Here is a 19,804-nt window from a genome sequence, read left to right as displayed (position 1 = left end):
TAATTTTTTAATATAACAGTCAATCAATTTTATTAATAATCGAAGGCCTCTTTCCTGAAGGCAGCATTTCTATATCATCTACTATCTCAATGCTAATTTGAGCATCTTCACCTAACCATTTTTTCATATCAAGTACTAGGTCAGACTCCGAAAAATCCTCAGAATTAAAATTCAACTTCAGAACAATTCGTAAGATGAAATTTTTTGCCGTTTCCTGTACCAATTGATACTGTGTAACAACTTCATACTTTTCAATAATAAACTCAAAATAGGAGGAAAAGAGCTGATCTCCGTTGGTAGCATTAATAATTTGTATTACTCTGCCAGATAACGACTTCAAACTCTTTGCCCAACTCTTGTTCTCTAAAAATACATCACCTAATACAGCCAAATCTCCTGTTTCATATCTTATTAAAGGAAGTGCATCTGAATGTAAATCCGTTACTACAACTCGCCCTGTTTCTCCTGGCAACACACTAATATCTTCGTTTAGTTTTAGTATCTCAAAAATATAGTTACAAGTATTTAATATAAAACCCTTTTCTCTGTCTTCTAGGTACCCCAGTATTCCTAATTCTTCAGTACCATACCTGCTAACCACTTTACAACCAAATGCCTTCGAAATATTGTATTGCTGCTTAGCAGTAAGCGTTTCTGCAAAAGTCAATACCCCGTAAATCGAAAAGTCTTCTGGCTTATCTCCTTTATCTATGCAATACTCTGCTAACATTCCAATTGCAGATGCAAATCCTATTAATACCTTTATTTTTTTCTTTTTTAAAAGCGCTCTTGTTTCTGAATAAAATGTTTCTCCCAAAACTTTTGAACAAATAAAATATTCGTTTTGTAACCACCGCTCAATTTTACTCTTGCTTAATTTTGTTCTGAAATATCCATGGCAAATGCCTACCTCATAATTAGCTTTCTTACTATAAAAAATCGCTTCAGCTGATTGTCTTCTTTTCTTTGCAGGGGTAAGATAAAAGGAGAACGGTGTTCCATAAGATCCACTTGTAGTTACTTTCTTTAATTCCTGTTTAGAATAACTTTTTGATAAAATCAATTCTAAATGATTACTTATAAACTTCTTTGTAATTACTGGATAGGCGTTTAAATTATACTCGTTCTTTTTTTCTTTGTATAAAGGAGTGGAATCCTGTGCTCTGCGAAGAAATTCATATAGTTTTTTTTCAACTACAGCATATTTAGCTTCTTCCATTTCAAAATTTTCCAACTCATTTAAATAGCCTTTTATTGAGTCACTTTTAAGTAGATTGATAACTTTAAATGCTTTCAGTCTGATATATTCTCCAATTGTCATAGATAATATTTTCTACTCTTTGATCTTTTCTTTTCTTAATTCTTTAGCTGGCACTCCTACAACACTTGAATTATCAATCACATCATTAATAACAACTGAGCCTGCGCCAATGATTGCATTTTTTCCTATGGTAATATGTTGAATGATTGATGAGCCAATTCCAATTTCAACATTTTCTAAAATTTTTGTGTTTCCACCTGTTGAAACAGATGGGTATAATGAACTACAAGTAGCAATACTGTTATGATGTCCTATTGTGCAATTCATATTCAATAAAACAAAATCACCTAAAGTTGAGCCATAATTGATGCTACAATTAGGATAAATTATACAACCTTCTCCCAATGACACACCCTGCGAAAACCATGAATTATTTGCAATCAATGATGGAAATCGGATATTGTTGTTTTTTTTCAATTTCATCACAATATCGCTCTTTACTATTGGGTTAGCTATTGCAACAATTACATCAATTTCTTTTAAAGTTTGCAATAGGGTGTCTATATTACCTGCAACCTTAACACCACAATGATGCGTATTTAATTTCTCAATATCATCATCTACAAAATTGATTTTGGATGATATTAAATTGTACAAGTTCAAATTCGAAACGATATGTCCACCAATGCTTCCAGCTCCAACAATGTATGTCTCTCTTTCCATAGGATTTAATCAATAATAATTTGCCCAACTTTTATTATTGAACCCAATATAGGATTATTTGGAGTGCTAATAATTACGCTGTAATAATATACGCCAGAACTATTTCTTTTTCCCCAACTACTCGTTCCATCCCACTTAACCTCAACATTTCTAGTTCCTTCTGTTTTCACTTTCTGTTGTATTGTTTTTACTAATGCCCCAGCACTATTCACTATTTGAATGGCTACCAATAATTCGGTATTGGGTTGGTTGTGTTCAAATGCAAATATAGTGCTGCCTCCATTTGCTTTAAATGGGTTGGGATAATTTCTGATATTGGTGATTTTTAATTTCTCCTGCTTATAAACTACAAAGTCTAAAAACGCTTGGTTGCTGTTGTTAACCATATCCCAAGCTTTTAGTTTGAGTTGGTATTTTCCTTCGGATAGGGTAGGTAGCTGATACCTGATTGTTCCGCGTTGGTATTGATTCAAATCGTTACTAAAAAAGGAGTTGAGAACAATGCTGTTTCGTTCATCATTATTTTTTACTAGTACTATATCATGTCCAATACCATTACCTGTTGCGTTGATGCCAGATGTGTCGAAGAGTTGTGCAAGGAGTATAGGGTTTTCACTAGTAATACCTCCGTTTTTAAACGTGGTATCGTTTAGGTATAATTTGATTTGAGGGCCAGAGGTATCACGGTTAATAGTTCCCATAGAACCCGCAATACGAATAGGTAAAGCACCTGCTGCCAATACGTTATTGGATTCTGCAAATAACCGAATAGTAGCTTTGCCTGGTCCAAAATTGATGTCTTTAGGAATCACACATTCAATACTAAATTTTCCATTGGTAACCGTGGCTTTGCCATTAAACAAAATACTGTTCTCAGTAGAATAAGAAGTTCGTGGGCTTTCTGGGGTATTGCCAAGGGTAAAGACCGTTTGTGCCTGATCGTAAATCTGTACATTGGCAATACCATTAAAATTGGCTTGAATGGATCCATTTAACTGATTTACTTGCCCTTCTATTTTGTATTTATGTCGGGATAATAAACTATCTGAGAGGTCCACCAAACTACCGGATGATTGATCGGTTATTTGGGTAATGCGCATGGGTAATTCAGGAAAAGCCAGTTGCATGACAGGGTCTCCTAATAAGGCAAATTTTCTGCTATTGAGCGGATCTCCATTCAATTGATTGCTGCGATTCTTGGCTTCCATAGTGGCTTGCCCTAAAGAACGATACAATCTGCCAGCAGGGTTATTGGTAATGGGTTCCATGGCCAATTGCAAATAATTTTGGTTCATGATCCGATTGCTATAAGCAAAAACCAAACGGGTAGTTGTCAATAAGGCAATAGCCCCATTATTGCTGCCATATAAAAGATTGCGTCCAATAGAAGGTTTATTGGGCTGATCAAAGGGATCAAAATCGCAACTGGCAGTAATAAAGAGTGGTAATTTATCAGGGTTATTAAAGCGATTCACTTCTGATGCACTAATTACCGCTTCTTCTGATAAACGCAAGTGATTGCCGTGTCCAGAGTAATTTACGATAAGTGCACCTTGTAATACTTGATTCACAATGGCTTCGCTAACTGAAGGGTATCTTGCTCCACCTGCACCACTGACTAATGGAAACGCATCCAAATAAATTTTACGTGCATTAAATGCAGGGTTCGCTGCAAGTGCAGTGGCAGCAATGCTTTCGGCATCATTCAAATGTAAGTTCTGGTCTTTATCATCCGCAATAAATACGAGCTGGCTACGCCAAGAATTATTGGTATTAGAAGGATTATTGTTGGATGGAATATGATAGCGAATAATCTTATTAACCAGTTGATTGGCTTCTTGCAAATTGCCAACTGGTAATCGTCCTACTGCAATGGATAATGGGGCATCATTTAATTGATTGATATCATCATTGTCATTTAGCAATGCATAAAAATCATCCGAAGTATAAGTTAGCAAAGGTGATACGCTATTACTGCTTTGAAAAGTAGGCACTAAGTTTCTATCGGAACTGATGATGTTTTTATAATCAAAAGAACCTGCTCCAAACAATACGATATACTGCAATGTTTTCGCATTGGAGTTTGGGTTTGTTTTTGACAGGTCATAAAATAATTTAATCCCATTACGAATGGCAGCAGGGTCAGGAATACCTCCTGAAAATTCATTATAAAACTGTGTAGTGGTTATGACAGCATCTGTATAACCGTATTGGCTTTGATGGAAAGCAGCTAATCGATTGGCGGCCGGCAATAAGTTGGGGTGCACTACGATGATCCCGTTGTATGGAGTAGCGCTTTGAGCTAGTCCATGAATATTTTGATTGGGGATATTTGCATTGCTGGGAATGATTGGAGACAATGCTTGTGAAGGGTTAAATAACGCATACTCATTCAGTGTTTCTACGGAGGCTTTAAAAGTTATTTCACTACTTGTATTGGTTATAACTACTTGTTGCGGGTTCAGTGGATTACTCGTATTCCATACACGGGTATCAAGTGGAAATACGGTAGGGGAGCCGTTGTTTAACGGTGGGGCAATACGGTATTCCGCAATACTATCTTGGTGAATTAACCTGGTATTTCTAAAGTAAAAACTATTGGTAGCATTATCGGGAATTAGCCTTCTTTGCCCTTGTAAACTAAATCGATTCAACCATCCTTCTGCTCCATTAGCAGTTGATTGGTATTGAAATTTTACTGCTATGGAATTACTATTTTGAATGGCATTTAAACCAATAGGAGTGAACGTTTTGGCTTCTCGTGCATACTCATCTAATAAGCCACCCGTAACACCAGTAATACTAATATTCTGAACAGATTGGTCATTAATGGAAGGGATAAAATTGGCGTTAGCCCCCAGTGAACGACTAGTGAAATGGGTGAATAGTTCAATGGAACTAGTTGGATTGGTCCAAGGTATATTGAATGTTCTGGTTCCATTGTTATTGGTGAAATTTTCCCCCACCCATTCTTTACCACTACTCAGCAAATTCAATCGAGTATTCTCATGCGCATAGCGATGCGTATAAGTATTGATGGTGCTGGTTGTTAGTCGCGTTTCTGCAGCAAGTGTGGTAATTCTTTTGGGTATGCCCACTCCACTAATCGTGATAAAATACCAAGCAGTATCTGAGTATAAATTCTTAACAAAATTGAAGCGCATTGAATTGGTATTGTATTTCCATTGGTGCGGACCTGGGGCATAAAATAAAAAATAATTCGGACCGGTTTCGATAGGGATTTCAAGTAAATCGTTTATTTGGAAAGCGTTAACTTTTTCTGGTAACATTGAACCAGCATTATTGGCTGCATTGGTATAAACCCGAATAGTATTAGTGGGAAAAGGCGAAGCGGGGAGGCCCAGGCTGTTTAGTTGGCTTTGATCCACTTTGTATATGCCTTCTTGTGTTACGCCTATTTTGACCCATTGGCCACTAGCAAGTAACGAGTTAGGGGCATAGTTAGGCTGAGAAAATAAATTCAAGCATATTTGTATTAAGCCAAAAAAGAAAAAAAATTTTTTCATTGAAATTTTAATCGCAATTGAAATTAGTTAAACTACGGTCAGCATTAGATTGTTTAAAGATATATTTGTTATAAAGATTTTCTAAAATGGAGAAAATTCCTCTTTTAATTATAGGTAGTTCTGGTCATGCTAAAGTGATTATTGATATTGTTGAAAAACAAGGGAAGTATGATATAATTGGCTTGGTTGATGCTAATAGATCAATTGGAGAGGAAACATTGGGATACAAGGTTTTGGGTGATGAAACTGTTTTAATAAAGTATTATTTAGAATCTAGTAATCTTCATTTGTTCATAGCAATTGGCGATAACGCTGTTAGATTTAAAGTCTTTAATCAAATTAACGCCTTAGATAAACCATTTAATTACGCTACAGTTATTCATCCTAGTGCGATTATAGGTAAAAATGTTAAAATTGGAATAGGAGTGGCTGTTATGGCGGGATCGGTGATTAATCCCGAAACGGTCATTGGCAATTTTTCAATTATAAATACCGCGTCCTCAATTGACCATGATTGTCAAGTTGATGATTTCGCTACTATTTCACCGGGTGCAATTCTAGGGGGATCTGTAAAAGTTGGCCAATTTGCAGTGGTTTCTATAGGTGCAACGGTAAAGCATGGAATAAATATTGGAGAAGACTCAATTGTTGGGGCAGGGGCAACCGTTATCAATCATATTGGAAACAATGAAATTCATGTAGGAGTGCCTGCTCGTAAATTGAGAAATAGAAATCACGGCGAAAAGTACTTGTAATTGGAAAATTAGGATTTTGCTAACTAATATTTATATACATTCGCTATTGAATAAATCCGACGAATATTAGTTGAACTTTACACTCTTATCAGTATAACAAACTTAGACAATGCAGGTAATTAAATTTGTACGGAACACCGTTTTATTGGTTTCACTTGTGAGTGTAGCAGCTTCTTGTAGCCTTTTCAAAGGGAAGAAAGAAAAGTCTACGGCAACTGGTTGGAACTACAATGACCAGCAATTCGGGAACTTCAATGTGGTGAAGCCTAAAGACATCAAAACCGCTCCTGGATTGGTTTTTGTGCAGGGTGGTACTTTTACCATGGGTGCTGTTCAAGAAGATATTATGGCCGATTGGAATAATATTCCACATCGTGTTACCGTGAACTCTTTCTTCATTGATAAATACGAGGTAAGCAATCTTAATTATCGTGAATATCTATACTGGTTAGAAGGAACTTTTGGTGCTGCGGGTATGGATTCGATTGTAACCCAAGCTTTACCTGATACCTTAGTATGGAGAGAAGAATTGGCCTACAATGAGCCAATGGTTGAATATTATTTCCGTCACCCATCTTACAATAACTACCCTGTAGTAGGGGTAACTTGGTTACAAGCTACTGAATATTGCAAATGGAGAACAGACCGAGTTAATGAATTAGCCTTAATGTCTAAGGGATTTTTAGATCCTAAAACACAGGTAAAGAAAACCTTAAATGGGGCAGGTCAAGACAATTTTAATACAAAAGCTTATTTACTAGGAGAGTACCAAGCGGTTCCTGGTAGAGATGTTACTTCAAAGAAAAATCCATTAAAAGACGCACAGGGCAGACCTAGAACGGTTGCTAAGTTTGAAGATGGATTAATGTTTGGAGATTATCGCTTACCTACAGAAGCTGAGTGGGAATATGCTGCTTATGGGTACATTATGGAAAATCCACAACGTAAGAGTAATAAAGGAATTAAGGGTGAAGAGTTGATTGCCAATAAAGCCATTTACGCTTGGAGAAATGATGGATTCGATAATTTACGTTCTACCACCAAGGGCGCTAATCAAGGATCTTTCTTGGCTAACTTCAAAAGAAGTAGTGGAGACAATATGGGTGTGGCAGGTGGATTGAACGATAATGCTGCTGTTACAGCGGAAGTAGACCAATTTGTTCCCAACGGATATGGCTTATATAATATGAGTGGTAATGTGAGTGAGTGGGTAGCTGATGTATACAGACCTTTAACAAACTCTGAAGCGGAAGATTTTAATCCATTCCGTGGTAATGTGTTTCAACAAATTGATATGAGTGGTGGTCAGGGTAATTTAAGAGATGATAAGGGTAGAATTAAAATGAAGCCTGAAGCTGACTCTGCTATCAAGAATAGAAGAAATTATCAAAAAGCCAGTGCGCTAAACTATCTAGATGGTGACTCATTAAGTAATGTTACTTATGGCTATGGTATAACTACCTTGATTTCTGATAAGTCAAGAGTATATAAAGGCGGAAGCTGGAATGATCGTGCTTATTGGTTAAGCCCAGGCACTAGAAGATTCTTAGAGGAAAATGAAAGCGCTAATACCATTGGTTTCCGTTGCGCCATGAGTCATTATGGAGCTTCAGAAGGTATTGGAAGAGGTGCTAAAACGGGTAATAGTTTCCCTACACGAAGAAATAAAAGATAAGTTAGCTATGCGGATTGGTTATGGGATAGATTTTCACCAGTTGGTGGAGGGTAGGGATTTAGTGATTGGCGGTGTTACCATCCCACATACCAAGGGTGCATTGGGCCATAGTGACGCTGATGTGTTATTGCATGCTATTTGTGATGCATTGTTAGGAGCAGCCTGTTTAGGCGATATTGGTGTACATTTTCCTGACACTTCCAATGAATTCAAAAATATTGATAGTAAAATATTACTCGCCCGAGTAAAAGAACTAATTACAACTGAAGGCTATAGTATTGTGAATATTGACGCCTCCCTTTGCTTAGAAAAGCCTAAAATAAAGCCCTATATCCCTGCTATGCAGGAAGCCATTGCATCCATTTTAGGGATCGGTGTAAAGGATATTTCCATTAAAGCTACTACTACAGAAACAATGGGATTTGTTGGGAGAGAAGAGGGTTTGGTAGCACATGCTGTTTGTTTGTTGAATAAAATCTAATATTCATCTCACTAGTTTCTAACATTTTAGGTTAAAAATTAATTTCTTTTTAATTTTTATAACTCTTTGTTATATTTGCTTATTCTTAATAAATTATAGCACATTACACCTCCTCTGATTGTGCTTCCCAATATCTCTGATATATATAGATTTTGAGAATCAACTTGGGTGCAAATTTGTGTCTGAGAGTAGCGAAGCTATTTTAAATCAAACAATATTTGAGTAATGCTTTGTAGAATTTAATCAAAGAGTTTTTAATATACTTCATTTTATATGGGCAATATATATTCTAATTTTTTTAAATTTTTTTTTGATTTCATAGCGGCCTTTACTCTTTTATTAATACTTTCTCCGATTTTACTATTAATAATATTATTATTAATAGTAAGTAATAACGGAAATGTTTTCTTTGTACAGACTAGACCAGGGTTGAACTCAAAACCTTTTAAAATTATCAAATTTAAAACAATGGTTGATTCTTTTGATAATGAAGGAAATCCTTTGCCAGATGAAATGCGAATAACAAAATTTGGACGTTTTATTAGGTCAACTTCTTTGGATGAGACACTTCAGTTAATTAATGTATTAAGAGGCGATATGAGTTTGGTGGGGCCAAGACCATTATTGATGCAGTATCTTGAAAGGTACTCGCCCGAACAAAATAAGCGTCATTTGGTTAAACCGGGCATCACAGGTTGGGCACAAGTCAATGGTAGAAATGCTATTTCTTGGGAACAAAAGTTTAAACTTGATGTTTTTTATGTGAATAATTTAAGCTTTTATTTAGATTTTAAAATATTGATAATGACTATTAAGAATATTCTTCTCAGAAAAAATATTAATCAATCTGATAATATAACCATGAAAGAGTTCATGGGCAATGATTAAAAGTTATCAATGTATATCCCTCCCCGTAATTTATGAATAAACAAAAAATTTGGCTTTCTTCTCCTCATATGAGTGGAGATGAAATAAATTTTATTAATGAAGCATTCAATGATAATTGGATTGCACCAGTAGGACCTAGTGTAAATGCCTTTGAAGAAGATATATCTGCATATTTAACTGAGTTCTCTGAATCTAAAATTACAACTGCTGTTTTATCATCAGGAACTTCCGCATTACACTTAGCTATGGTAATTCTTGGAGTTGGTCCCAAAGATGTAGTGATTGTTCAAAGTTTTACTTTTTGCGCAACAGCTAATCCAGTGATTTATCAAGGAGCTGAAATTGTATTTATAGACTCTGAAGAAGAAACATGGAACATGGATCCAATTTATTTGGAAAATTCAATTAAAGATTTGACAAAACAAGGTTATGGTATTGCTAATCAAATTAAACCCCAAAATGGGAAAGGGTATATAAAAGCTATTGTTCCAGTTCACTTATATGGTATGCCAGCTAAAATGAATGAAATTAGCAAGATTAGCCAAACTTATCATATACCGATTATTGAAGATGCTGCTGAATCATTGGGTTCAAAATATGGCGGTTTAAGCTGTGGCAGTTTTGGTGATATGGCTATTTTAAGTTTTAATGGGAATAAAATCATTACAACGAGTTCAGGTGGTGCATTAGTTTCTAAAAATAATCAATATGTTAACAGTGCTAGATTTTTAAGCACGCAAGCAAGAGATCCAGCAATACACTATCAACATTCTCAAATTGGGTATAATTATCGAATGAGTAACATTATAGCATCTATTGGGAGAGGACAAATCCAAGTTCTTGATGAAAGAGTTGCTCAAAGGAGAGCCAATAATTTGCGTTATCGCGAGTTTTTCAAGGATATAGCATGTGTAAAAATGCATTCTGAACCCAATAACCAATTTTATTCAAATTTTTGGTTAACAGCTTTTATATTGGATAAAGAAAATAGTAATAATCTAACAATCGAAATTATACAAAAGGAATTCCTGAAAGAAAATATTGAGTGTAGACCGCTTTGGAAGCCGTTGCACTTACAACCAATCTATCGAAATAAGCAGTTTTATGGGTCAGGTATTTGTGAAAGATTTTTCGGTAATGGGTTATGTTTGCCTAGTGGGAGTAATTTGACTGATTCGGATTTTGATCGAATTTTTGAAGTTTTGTCAAGGTTATTTAAAATAATGTAATCTAAGGTTTATTCTTTAGTTAAATATGGCTGATTCTCAACAATAACTTATTATTCATATTGGAATTAGGGGTTTTTAATATTGCTGAGTCTACAACTAATTATAATAAAATTCTTGTTTTATATTTCATTTAGAATTTTGATGCATTCTTGGTAAATTTATTTTTAAAATTATATAGTACTTAATTAATAAAATTCGCCTTTTTCTAAATTGTGAGTTTATTTACCTATAAAAACACTGTAATTGGGGGGGGGACTTTTTTGTATTCAACTTCAACATTAGTAAATTTGAATAAATTTATTTTTAGTATTATATTTGTGTACTGTTCAAGTAACAAAGCCTACCATCCCCGCGAATATAAAATAGTTGTCAAACATATGTTTCACATGTATAAAATTTTGATTAAATTTGTCCTTATTGCTTTTCTTTTTTTTGCTAGCCAATTGACAATAGCTCAATTACCTAGTGGGCCACAGTTAACAAGTATAAATATAAATGCCTTAACTGATGCACAATTTCAATCTTACATACAACAAGCACAACTTAGCGGACTATCTGAATCTGAACTAGAAACAAAAGCAAAGGAACGAGGGCTTAGTGCTGCACAAATTGCACAAATAAAAGCAAGGATGGCATCCTTAAATTTAGGTTCAATTGGAGATAAAAAGACCAGCAATGTTACATATGAATCTAGAAAGCCTCTTAATATTAAGAATGAGTTTAAAAAGGAAGAAAAAGAAGGCTTGAAAATTTTTGGGTCAGAATTTTTCTCCAATGCCAACCTTACTTTCGAACCTAATATGCGTATAGCTACCCCAAGTAACTATGTTTTAGGGGTAGATGACGAATTAGCTATCGATATATTCGGCTTCTCTGAAAAAACATCAAAATACAAGATTAATACCGAGGGCCAAATCCGAATCCCTAATATTGGACCAGTTCTTATTTCAGGATTAACCATTGAAGAAGCCAAGATTAAATTAAAATCGGTACTGGCCAAAACCTATCCTGGATTAAACAATGGCAACACATTCTTACAAATCAGTTTAGGGCAAATCAGAAGTATACGTGTAACTCTAATAGGGGAAGTGAATCAACCAGGTACTTATGAAATGTCCTCATTATCTACCTTAGCCAATGCCCTCTATGCTTCTGGTGGCCCGTCAAACAATGGCTCTTTTAGAAAAATTGACTTAATTAGAAATGGCAAAAGACTAGTAACCTTCGATTTATATGATTTTTTGTTGAATGGAGATCTTACAAAAAATCTGTTACTTAAAGATGATGACATCATTAAGATTCACCCCTATGCAGTTCGTTTAGCACTTACAGGTGCTGTGAAGAGACCAGCAATATATGAGTCTGAGTCGGGTGAAAGCTTAGGTACCGTTATTGAAAAATATGCTACTGGATTTGAAGATAATGCTAACAGAAATCAGATTACTATTCAAAGATTAGGAGAGCTGGGAAAGTCTATATTAAATGTAGAGTATAAAAATATTAACACATTTCATTTGAAGAGTTCTGATTCAATCTTTGTAGGCGCCATTCCTAAACGTTTTGAAAATCGGGTTGTAATTGCTGGGGCTGTCTATTATCCCAATAGTTATTCAAATACTGTCTACCCTACTATAGGAGATTTATTGAAAGCTGCTCAACTAAAAGAAAACGCGTTTTCTAATCGTGCCCTACTTTTTAGAACAAATGAAAGTAAAGATACTATTATCACTGCCATTAATTTAAACAATAGCTCAGATTTAAAATTAACTCTTCGTAATGACGATTCGCTACATGTTTATAATAAAGTAGAACTTAAGGAAAAAGCAATTGTTACTATTACTGGTGAATTAAATAATCCTGGCACTTTTTCACATGCAATAGGATTACGTTTAGAAGATTTAATTTTATTAGCCGGAGGATTAAGAGATCGTGCATCCTTTAAAGAAGTTGAAGTACTACGCAGAATCAGAAATGATGCTACATTAAGTGATACAAGTGTTTATAATATTATATTAAAATTTAATTTAAAGGATAGTTTGGCTCTACTTAATGGTCAAGCTTCAATAGAATTAGAGCCTTATGATGTTGTAAATGTGAAAAACTTGCCACGTAATCAAGCCGCCGGTTCTGTAACAATCAATGGTGAAGTGTTATTCCCAGGTACTTATTTACTCAATACCAAGAAAGACCGTGTAAGTGATTTATTTGCAAGAGCGGGTGGTATTTTAAATACAGGATCACTTTCTTCTGGTTATTTCTTAAGAAATACTTATCAGGCAGCTTTAAAAGGCGAAGTATTAGAGATTAAAAAATCACTATCCAAACAACTAAGTAATGATACTTTAACTAAAAAATTTTTAGATAGCACTTTATCTAAAGAAAAGGTTTTGATGTCGGTAAATTTGCAAAAAGCTCTTGCTAATCCAGGATCATCTGACGATATTATTTTAGAGGAAGGCGATATGATTACTATTCCTAAAACACCTGTATCAGTGCAGGCTTTTGGTGGGGTGAATATTCAAAAGAAAGTAAATTTTTACCAGGGCCTAAGTACTAGAAAACTAGTAAAGGAATCTGGTGGTTTTGCTGAAAATGCCAACAGAGGAGGATCTTATATTCTTTATCCTGACGGAAAAATCAGAACAGCGAATAGCTATATATTTTTTAGAACATACCCAAGATTAGTTCCTGGTGCAGAATTATATGTTCCGGTTAAAAGATATAAAAAGCCTTTAAGTATTGCTGAAATTATGGGAATTAGCAGTAGTGTAGTTGGTTTAGGGGCAATTATTATAGGAATTTTAAATACAACAAGGTAACATCATGTTTTAATAAATGCTTAAATTCTACATGATAAGAATTTGCGACATAATTTTTTCTTTATTAGGGCTTATATTTCTGAGCCCAATTCTTTTTATTCTCTTTATTGTTGGGTTTAGATATTCTAGATTACCATTATTTAGTCAAAAGCGAGTTGGAAAAAATATGAAACCTTTTTTTTTATTAAAATTCCGGACTATGCATATAAGTACAGAATCTATTGCCACCCATCTAGTTGACCCAAGTTCAATTACTAAATATGGTAAATTTTTACGTGCAAATAAGTTAGATGAATTGCCACAACTTTGGAATGTTTTAATTGGCGAAATGAGTTTTGTAGGCCCACGACCAAGTTTATTTAATCAAATAGAATTAATTGAAGAAAGATTAAAATTTGGAGTTTACGTTGTAAAGCCTGGAATAACTGGGTTGGCTCAAATCAATAAAATAGACATGTCTAAAACTAAGAGATTAGTTGAATTAGATGTTAAAATGATAGAAAACTTTTCAATACGTAATTATTTTAAATACATACTCTTGACTGTCTTAGGTTTTGGTTCAGGTGATCCTGCAAAAAAATAAAATATTACATCTTTCATCTAGTTTTAATTAGAGTACAAGAAATTTTTTATTGGAATAAATGCTTAGAGTTAGAACAATTGTTTTAAATTATAATACTGCTACTCTTACTTTAGCCTTAGTTAATAGTTTGTTATTACAAAAATATAATAATTTAGAAATTATTGTTGTTGATAATAATAGCAATAATAATGATAAGCAACTTTTAAGTTCATCATTACCAGCTTCAGTTTACTTTATTCAATCTAATTCTAACCTTGGCTATTCAGGCGGGAATAATTTGGGAATGAAATATAATTCTGGATTTCTGCCTGATTTATTTTTTATTTTAAATAGTGATTTGCAGATAGATGATTTTTTTTTAATTCAAAAATTAGTAGATGGTTTCAATAAATATAGTTTTATTCCTGTTGTGGCTCAGTCTCCTCTTGTAAATACTCTAAGTAATTCAAAACCAATTGGAAGGCAAATTCAAGTAAGGAAACTTTTATCACCTTTTTTAATGTATTTGCTTAGTTTCAGTTTGTTCAAATGGCTTACTCCATTTTTTACAAATTCTCTTATCTATCAAAGCCAAATGCCTTTTGAAAATAAGTATTTGATTTGTGATTCTATCAACGGAGCTGCTTTTATTGTCAGTTCCGATTTTATGAGGATAAATAAATATTTAGATGAAAACGTATTCTTATATTTCGAGGAAATGATTTTGGCAAAACAAATTCAAAATTATGGTGCTTGTTGTTTATTAAATGGATTTGTTCAAATTAAACATATGCAAGGAGCTTCGACAGGTTCAAGCTTGAAAAATTATAATCCTGCTATGGAGAGAATTAAATATAACAGTGAAGCATATTTTTTCAATAAATATTTGGATATAAGTCCATTTTTTACTAATATATTCACTTTTTTGAAAGAGTTAGAGTTGCAACTTAAATTAATTTTTTATTCTAAATGAAACTCGTTAAAATTTGGGGGGGGATTGGTAATCAGCTTTTTCAATATTACTTTGGACAATATTTGAATCATAAAACGAATGTTTCAGTAATTTATTTAAATGCTCTTGGGGTGCCAGAAATACCTGAAAAGCTTAATTCCTTTTTAGATCTTGATTTTAGTCAAAATGACTATAATAATAAATTAGAAAAATACCCATATTATTTCAATAAATTTTATAGAATCAACCGAAAGTTTTTGCTACTTTTTCCATACTTTTCTAATAAAATTATAGTTGAAAATCATTCTTATTATTTAAAAGATAATATAGTTGAGTATGAACTTTATGATGGTTATTGGCAAAACTTAGAATTCTTAGATTATTTAAGGAAGGAAAATCAGTTTCGTTTCTCTTTTTTTAATACAGATAAATTCAAAAAAAATGTTTTTTATCAGTTAATTTCAACAACACCGAATGGAGTTGCTGTTCACGTTAGAAGAGGCGATTATTTAAGTAGTGACTATCATATTTCACTTAATATGAAATATTATAAGTTATCTATGGAAATCATCCTTGGAAAGGTTTCGAACCCTGTTTTTTTCTTGTTTTCGGATGATAAGCTATGGTTAAAAGAAAATTTTTCTAATTCCTCCAATATTATTTTAGTTTTGAATGATTCAGATACGGATGATGATATTTTAGAGTTCTACTTGATGACATTATGTAAACATTATATAATTGCTAATAGTACTTTTAGTTGGTGGCCAGCTTATTTAAATAGACAATCAGATGCTATCACTATTGCACCTAAACATTGGTATAATAGCAATGAAGACCATGCCAATAGGATTTTAGTAAATAAATGGATTCTTCATTAATTGTAAACAACGGCAAGCATTAATTAATTAGCAGTTAATTCATCATTATATTACTTGAACTGAATTATTAATTACTTTTTAATGAGAATTATTAGTGAAAACCAAATCCATTAAAGTGAAGAAGTTTTGATTCTTTATTTCTACTATTTATCAATTGAACTTTTGATTTTAATTATCTACTTTAATGAATCTTTCGATTTTTTTAAATGTACCAAGAAGGATTTTGTAAGAACGTATTTGAAACATTTTTAGAACTTTTATCAGCATTAATTGTGATACTTCCACCTAAACTGAAATTTTTTCCTTTGGGCTAACTAGGCTCAAGCACGGGCACTTACTGTTCATGAATCATATATGAAGGTAGAATAACTCTTGAGTGTGAAGTAATTTAAAATTTAAATCTATATTAAATTGAAAATAATAAGTTGGATATTCATTAATTAAATCAATTTTTTTTTGTGATTTATTTTTTACATTTATTTATAAAATTTTGAAAAAATTATTTTGATACATATTGCTTTTAGAAGGTTACTCATTTTTGTTTTCTTTTCTTTGCTAATAAAGAATGGGATAACCCAATCAATTCCTGTAGGCCAATTAGTTTCTGAAACAAATTTACGTTCACTTCAACTATTGGGGCAATTAAATCCAAATTCTTCTTTAACTATTAGGCCAATAGTGTTTAGTGATTCAGTTAACATGTTGAAAGTTCTAAATTTTGCTGATTCGAATATTCTATTAAAATCTAATTCGAAAAAAATTCAATTATTACCTATTTCATGGAATACCAAGTTCAATAGTCATCATCCTTTTGGTTGGAACGATGCTGGAATGAGAATGGTCCGAGGGTTCCAGCAATCTTTTAGTGCTGGTTTTTTCTGGAAGGTCGGTCCGTTGAGTGTGCAATTACAACCAGAATATTATCATATTAATCCACAAAATTATCAAACTACCACTGGCTTTGGCTTCAATAGTAATAAGCCATTGTCAAAAAGTTATTGGGGACAATCATCTATTAGATTAAATACGAAGTCTCTATCATTAGGCATTTCTACTGAAAATTTATGGTGGGGCCCTGGACAATTTAGTTCTTTATTTATGAGTAATAATGCGCCTGGTTTTAAGCACGTTACTTTTAATACTAGAAAGCCAATAAAAACTTGGATGGGTAATTTTGAATGGCAATTGATTGTAGGACAACTGAACGAAGATACCAGCTTGGCTTTCGAAAGTAATTATTTAAAAAGTACTCCAGCTAAAAATGAGCCCCGGTATTTTAATGCATTTGTAATAACCTATCAGCCCAAATGGATGGAAAATATATTCTTCGGGTTGATTCGTTTTGAGCAATTGTACCTATCTGTTCAAGAAACACGACTGGGTGGTTTTTTTAAGAGGTATTTACCTGCACTAACATACGAATCGGCAAGTGAAAATATTAGGGGAGCTGCCATTAATGATGGAGGTGTAGGAGTTTTTGGTCGTTGGATAATGCCAACTCAAAAAACTGAATTTTACTTTGAATACGGCTATAATGATTTCAAACAGAATATAAGAGATCTTACTGCAAATTCTAGTCATGCAAATGCTTTTTTAGCTGGATTTAAAAAAATGATTAAACTCAAAGATCAATCTATTTTAGATGTATCATCAGAAATCGTGAATATGGCTCAAAATCCTGGATATATCATTAGAAATGGAGGTAATTGGTATACACATGCTATAATTCGCCAAGGCTATACTCATCAGAACCAAATTATGGGAGCTGGTAGTGGTTTTGGAAATAATGTACAAACTCTATTAATTAAAAAAATAAAGCTGTTAAATTATTTTGGACTTAAGTTGCAAAGAATAAAACAAGATCCTAAAGGTTTAATCTTAAGTAATTTATCTACTCTTGGTATGCGAAATATCATTTGGAATGATTATGATTTTGGATTCTTATTTCAGAAAAGAGTTAAATCCTTGATTTTAAACGGTGAAGCTCATTGGGTACATTCTAATAATTATGGATGGGAAAGAGGGAATCAGGGGAATTTATTTTTACAATTAAACTGTCTTTACATTCTGCCTTAATATGCGATATCTCCTTATTTTATTTTTTATTTCCCTACAGTCAATTGCTCCTGCGCAGCTTTGGCAATTAGATATGGGCATACAAGAGCAGAAAAGATTAGAAGCTTTATTGAATAATGATAGTTTAACATATCAATCTTATGCCATTCGGTTCGCAAAGAATAATTGGAGTAAAATCTCAAATGAGCAAGTTACAAAGAAACCCCAAATCCAATGGTTATTCGCAGGTTATGGAATTCAACACAATAATAATTTACCCATAAGCTTTAACGATGGCAATTTTTTACCCAATGTTGGTTTGCAACATAAAGCAAGCATTGGTGCTCAATTTAACTGGGGACTAATTAGTATTCATTTACAACCCGAGTTGGTTCAAGGACAAAATTTAAATTCAAGCCCTTTTGTTGATGATGTAAATGACGTTAACTACCGTAGAAACTTCTATTGGTATGTTCGAAATAAAGTAGATAATGGAACACGAATTGGCACCCAGCCGTTTAAAAAATTATACTGGGGACAATCTTCTGTTCGTCTCAATTCAAAAAATTTTTCATTTGGCCTGTCAACAGAAAATCTTTGGTGGGGGCCAGGTATAAGAAATAGTCTTTTATTGACGAATAATGCACCTGGGTTTATGCATTTGACCTTAAATTCAATCAAACCCATTCAAACCAAACTAGGTAATTTTGAATTTCAAGTAATTTTGGGGAATTTAGATTCTGCCATCGCCCCAGCAATTGATTTCAATAATTTAACTGCTAATTCAACATTTATTGAACCTAAATCAATTAATCAAAGAGGCATAGCAGGGTATTATATCAGCTGGAAACCTAAATGGTTCAAGCACTTATATTTGGGATTAGGTGGGATGACTTATTTTTATAAGAATAAACCAGCTATACAGCTAAGCGCAAATATTTTAGATTCTGAAAATAAGCAAGGCAGTGCCAGTTTAAGTTCAGTATTCTTTCGCTATGCGATACCAAGTGAGAATGCAGAAGTTTATTTGGAATACGGAAGAAATGGCAAGTTTTTTGCGCCATTTCATATTTTAGGTGATACCATTCCAACCTCCTACTTAATTGGATTTAGTAAACTATTCAAATTAAGGCAGAAAAAAATTTCAAAGGATCAAGCTGCAATCATGTTAGGGGTAGAGCTTACCCAATTACAGCTGCCTGATAATCGCTTAATTTTTAATGCTGCAGATGTCAGAGGAATACCCAGAACCAATAGTTGGTATACCCACCCTTATATTAAACAAGGTTATACCCAACAAGGACAAATATTGGGGGCTTCAATTGGGCCAGGCTCTAATAGTCAAACATTAAATTTGAGCTGGGTAAAAGGCATGAAAAAAATCGGTTTAACTATAGAGCGAATAAACTATAATGCAGATTTTTATCAATTCAACTTTTTTAGAGGCTTGATTGGAAGAGGAGAACCTAGATATTATTGGATTGACATTAATGCTTCTTTTCAAGTGCAATGGGATTTTAAGAAAGTTTTATTTAATGCAACTTACATGTACACTAGTTCTTTAAATTATCGCTGGACAAAATTAGATGGCAGTTTTGCAGGCCCCTCAACATTATCTGATAAGCGAAACAATCAATTAAATTTTTCTATTTATTTTTTCTTTAAAAAATAAATAGAAGTTGGTATACTAAATTCAACATAAAATTGGTTACTCAAGAGCGTGACTATATAAAATGTACTCGAAAGAATTTCAGTTTTTGCTTTATTTTATTACATAATCTTTAACAAACTCGCAATCGGCATCTGTTTTTCGTTTAAATATCACTAAATAAATTGATGAATATGTTTATATGAAATTTTCTTGCTAGAATGGATATTTTTTTACAGGTATACTCTAGATTATAATTAGTCAACAACAAAACTTAAAAACTATATTCAATGCCTTATTTATTTACATCTGAGAGTGTTTCTGAAGGACATCCGGACAAGGTAGCGGATC

The 19,804-nt window shown here is 33.3% G+C and carries 15 protein-coding genes; 12 read left to right on the top strand and 3 right to left on the bottom strand.

Features of this window, described 5'->3' with window-relative positions; translation table 11 throughout:
• Positions 1-19: 19 nt before the first annotated feature.
• The 3 genes from ACTIEI_RS00075 to porU are packed head-to-tail and all read right to left on the bottom strand — an operon-like array spanning position 20 to position 5,511.
• Positions 20-1,321, bottom strand: a complete 1,302-nt coding sequence (locus tag ACTIEI_RS00075) for a hypothetical protein (RefSeq protein ID WP_439504231.1) — start codon at positions 1,319-1,321, stop codon at positions 20-22.
• A 12-nt stretch (positions 1,322-1,333) separates the two neighbouring features.
• Positions 1,334-1,984, bottom strand: coding sequence for a NeuD/PglB/VioB family sugar acetyltransferase (locus ACTIEI_RS00070; RefSeq protein WP_439504230.1), 651 nt, complete (start codon positions 1,982-1,984; stop codon positions 1,334-1,336).
• 5 nt (positions 1,985-1,989) lie between these two features.
• On the bottom strand, positions 1,990-5,511 hold the full coding sequence (porU, locus tag ACTIEI_RS00065; protein ID WP_439504229.1) for a type IX secretion system sortase PorU: 3,522 nt from the start codon (positions 5,509-5,511) through the stop codon (positions 1,990-1,992).
• Between the two features lie 86 nt (positions 5,512-5,597).
• Between porU and ACTIEI_RS00060 the strand changes: the two genes are divergently transcribed.
• The 12 genes from ACTIEI_RS00060 to ACTIEI_RS00005 all read left to right on the top strand — a co-directional run.
• Entirely contained in the window at positions 5,598-6,266 is a 669-nt protein-coding gene (locus tag ACTIEI_RS00060; protein WP_439504228.1) for an acetyltransferase, read from the top strand.
• Positions 6,267-6,375: 109 nt separating this feature from the next.
• Positions 6,376-7,941, top strand: a complete 1,566-nt coding sequence (locus ACTIEI_RS00055; protein WP_439504227.1) for an SUMF1/EgtB/PvdO family nonheme iron enzyme — start codon at positions 6,376-6,378, stop codon at positions 7,939-7,941.
• Positions 7,868-8,422: a 2-C-methyl-D-erythritol 2,4-cyclodiphosphate synthase gene (ispF, locus tag ACTIEI_RS00050; protein WP_439504226.1), complete on the top strand. Its 555-nt coding sequence runs from the start codon at positions 7,868-7,870 to the stop codon at positions 8,420-8,422. Before ACTIEI_RS00055 ends, ispF begins: the two co-directional genes overlap by 74 nt.
• 273 nt (positions 8,423-8,695) lie before the next feature.
• The gene (locus tag ACTIEI_RS00045; RefSeq protein WP_439504225.1) at positions 8,696-9,310 is read left to right on the top strand and encodes a sugar transferase; all 615 of its coding nucleotides are present in this window, start codon (positions 8,696-8,698) and stop codon (positions 9,308-9,310) included.
• A gap of 32 nt (positions 9,311-9,342) precedes the next feature.
• Complete coding sequence (locus tag ACTIEI_RS00040; protein ID WP_439504224.1) at positions 9,343-10,539, top strand: aminotransferase class I/II-fold pyridoxal phosphate-dependent enzyme; 1,197 nt, start codon at positions 9,343-9,345, stop codon at positions 10,537-10,539.
• A 386-nt stretch (positions 10,540-10,925) separates the two neighbouring features.
• On the top strand, positions 10,926-13,358 hold the full coding sequence (locus ACTIEI_RS00035) for an SLBB domain-containing protein (protein ID WP_439504223.1): 2,433 nt from the start codon (positions 10,926-10,928) through the stop codon (positions 13,356-13,358).
• Positions 13,359-13,374: 16 nt separating this feature from the next.
• Complete coding sequence (locus ACTIEI_RS00030) at positions 13,375-13,941, top strand: sugar transferase (protein ID WP_439504222.1); 567 nt, start codon at positions 13,375-13,377, stop codon at positions 13,939-13,941.
• Between the two features lie 58 nt (positions 13,942-13,999).
• The gene (locus ACTIEI_RS00025) at positions 14,000-14,893 is read left to right on the top strand and encodes a glycosyltransferase family 2 protein (RefSeq protein ID WP_439504221.1); all 894 of its coding nucleotides are present in this window, start codon (positions 14,000-14,002) and stop codon (positions 14,891-14,893) included.
• Complete coding sequence (locus tag ACTIEI_RS00020) at positions 14,890-15,750, top strand: alpha-1,2-fucosyltransferase (protein ID WP_439504220.1); 861 nt, start codon at positions 14,890-14,892, stop codon at positions 15,748-15,750. The genes ACTIEI_RS00025 and ACTIEI_RS00020 overlap by 4 nt, the downstream gene beginning before the upstream one ends.
• Positions 15,751-16,449: 699 nt before the next feature.
• The gene (locus tag ACTIEI_RS00015; protein WP_439504219.1) at positions 16,450-17,826 is read left to right on the top strand and encodes a capsule assembly Wzi family protein; all 1,377 of its coding nucleotides are present in this window, start codon (positions 16,450-16,452) and stop codon (positions 17,824-17,826) included.
• A gap of 1 nt (position 17,827) precedes the next feature.
• A complete protein-coding gene (locus ACTIEI_RS00010; protein ID WP_439504218.1) occupies positions 17,828-19,477 on the top strand; it encodes a capsule assembly Wzi family protein in 1,650 nt (549 codons plus the stop codon).
• 266 nt (positions 19,478-19,743) lie between these two features.
• Positions 19,744-19,804, top strand: a 61-nt coding sequence (locus ACTIEI_RS00005; RefSeq protein ID WP_439505528.1) for an S-adenosylmethionine synthetase N-terminal domain-containing protein, incomplete at its 3' end; no start/stop codon positions are given.

The organism is Sediminibacterium sp., from assembly GCF_051860225.1.
Taxonomy (GTDB): domain Bacteria; phylum Bacteroidota; class Bacteroidia; order Chitinophagales; family Chitinophagaceae; genus Sediminibacterium.
This window is presented reverse-complemented; position numbering and strand designations above follow the sequence as displayed.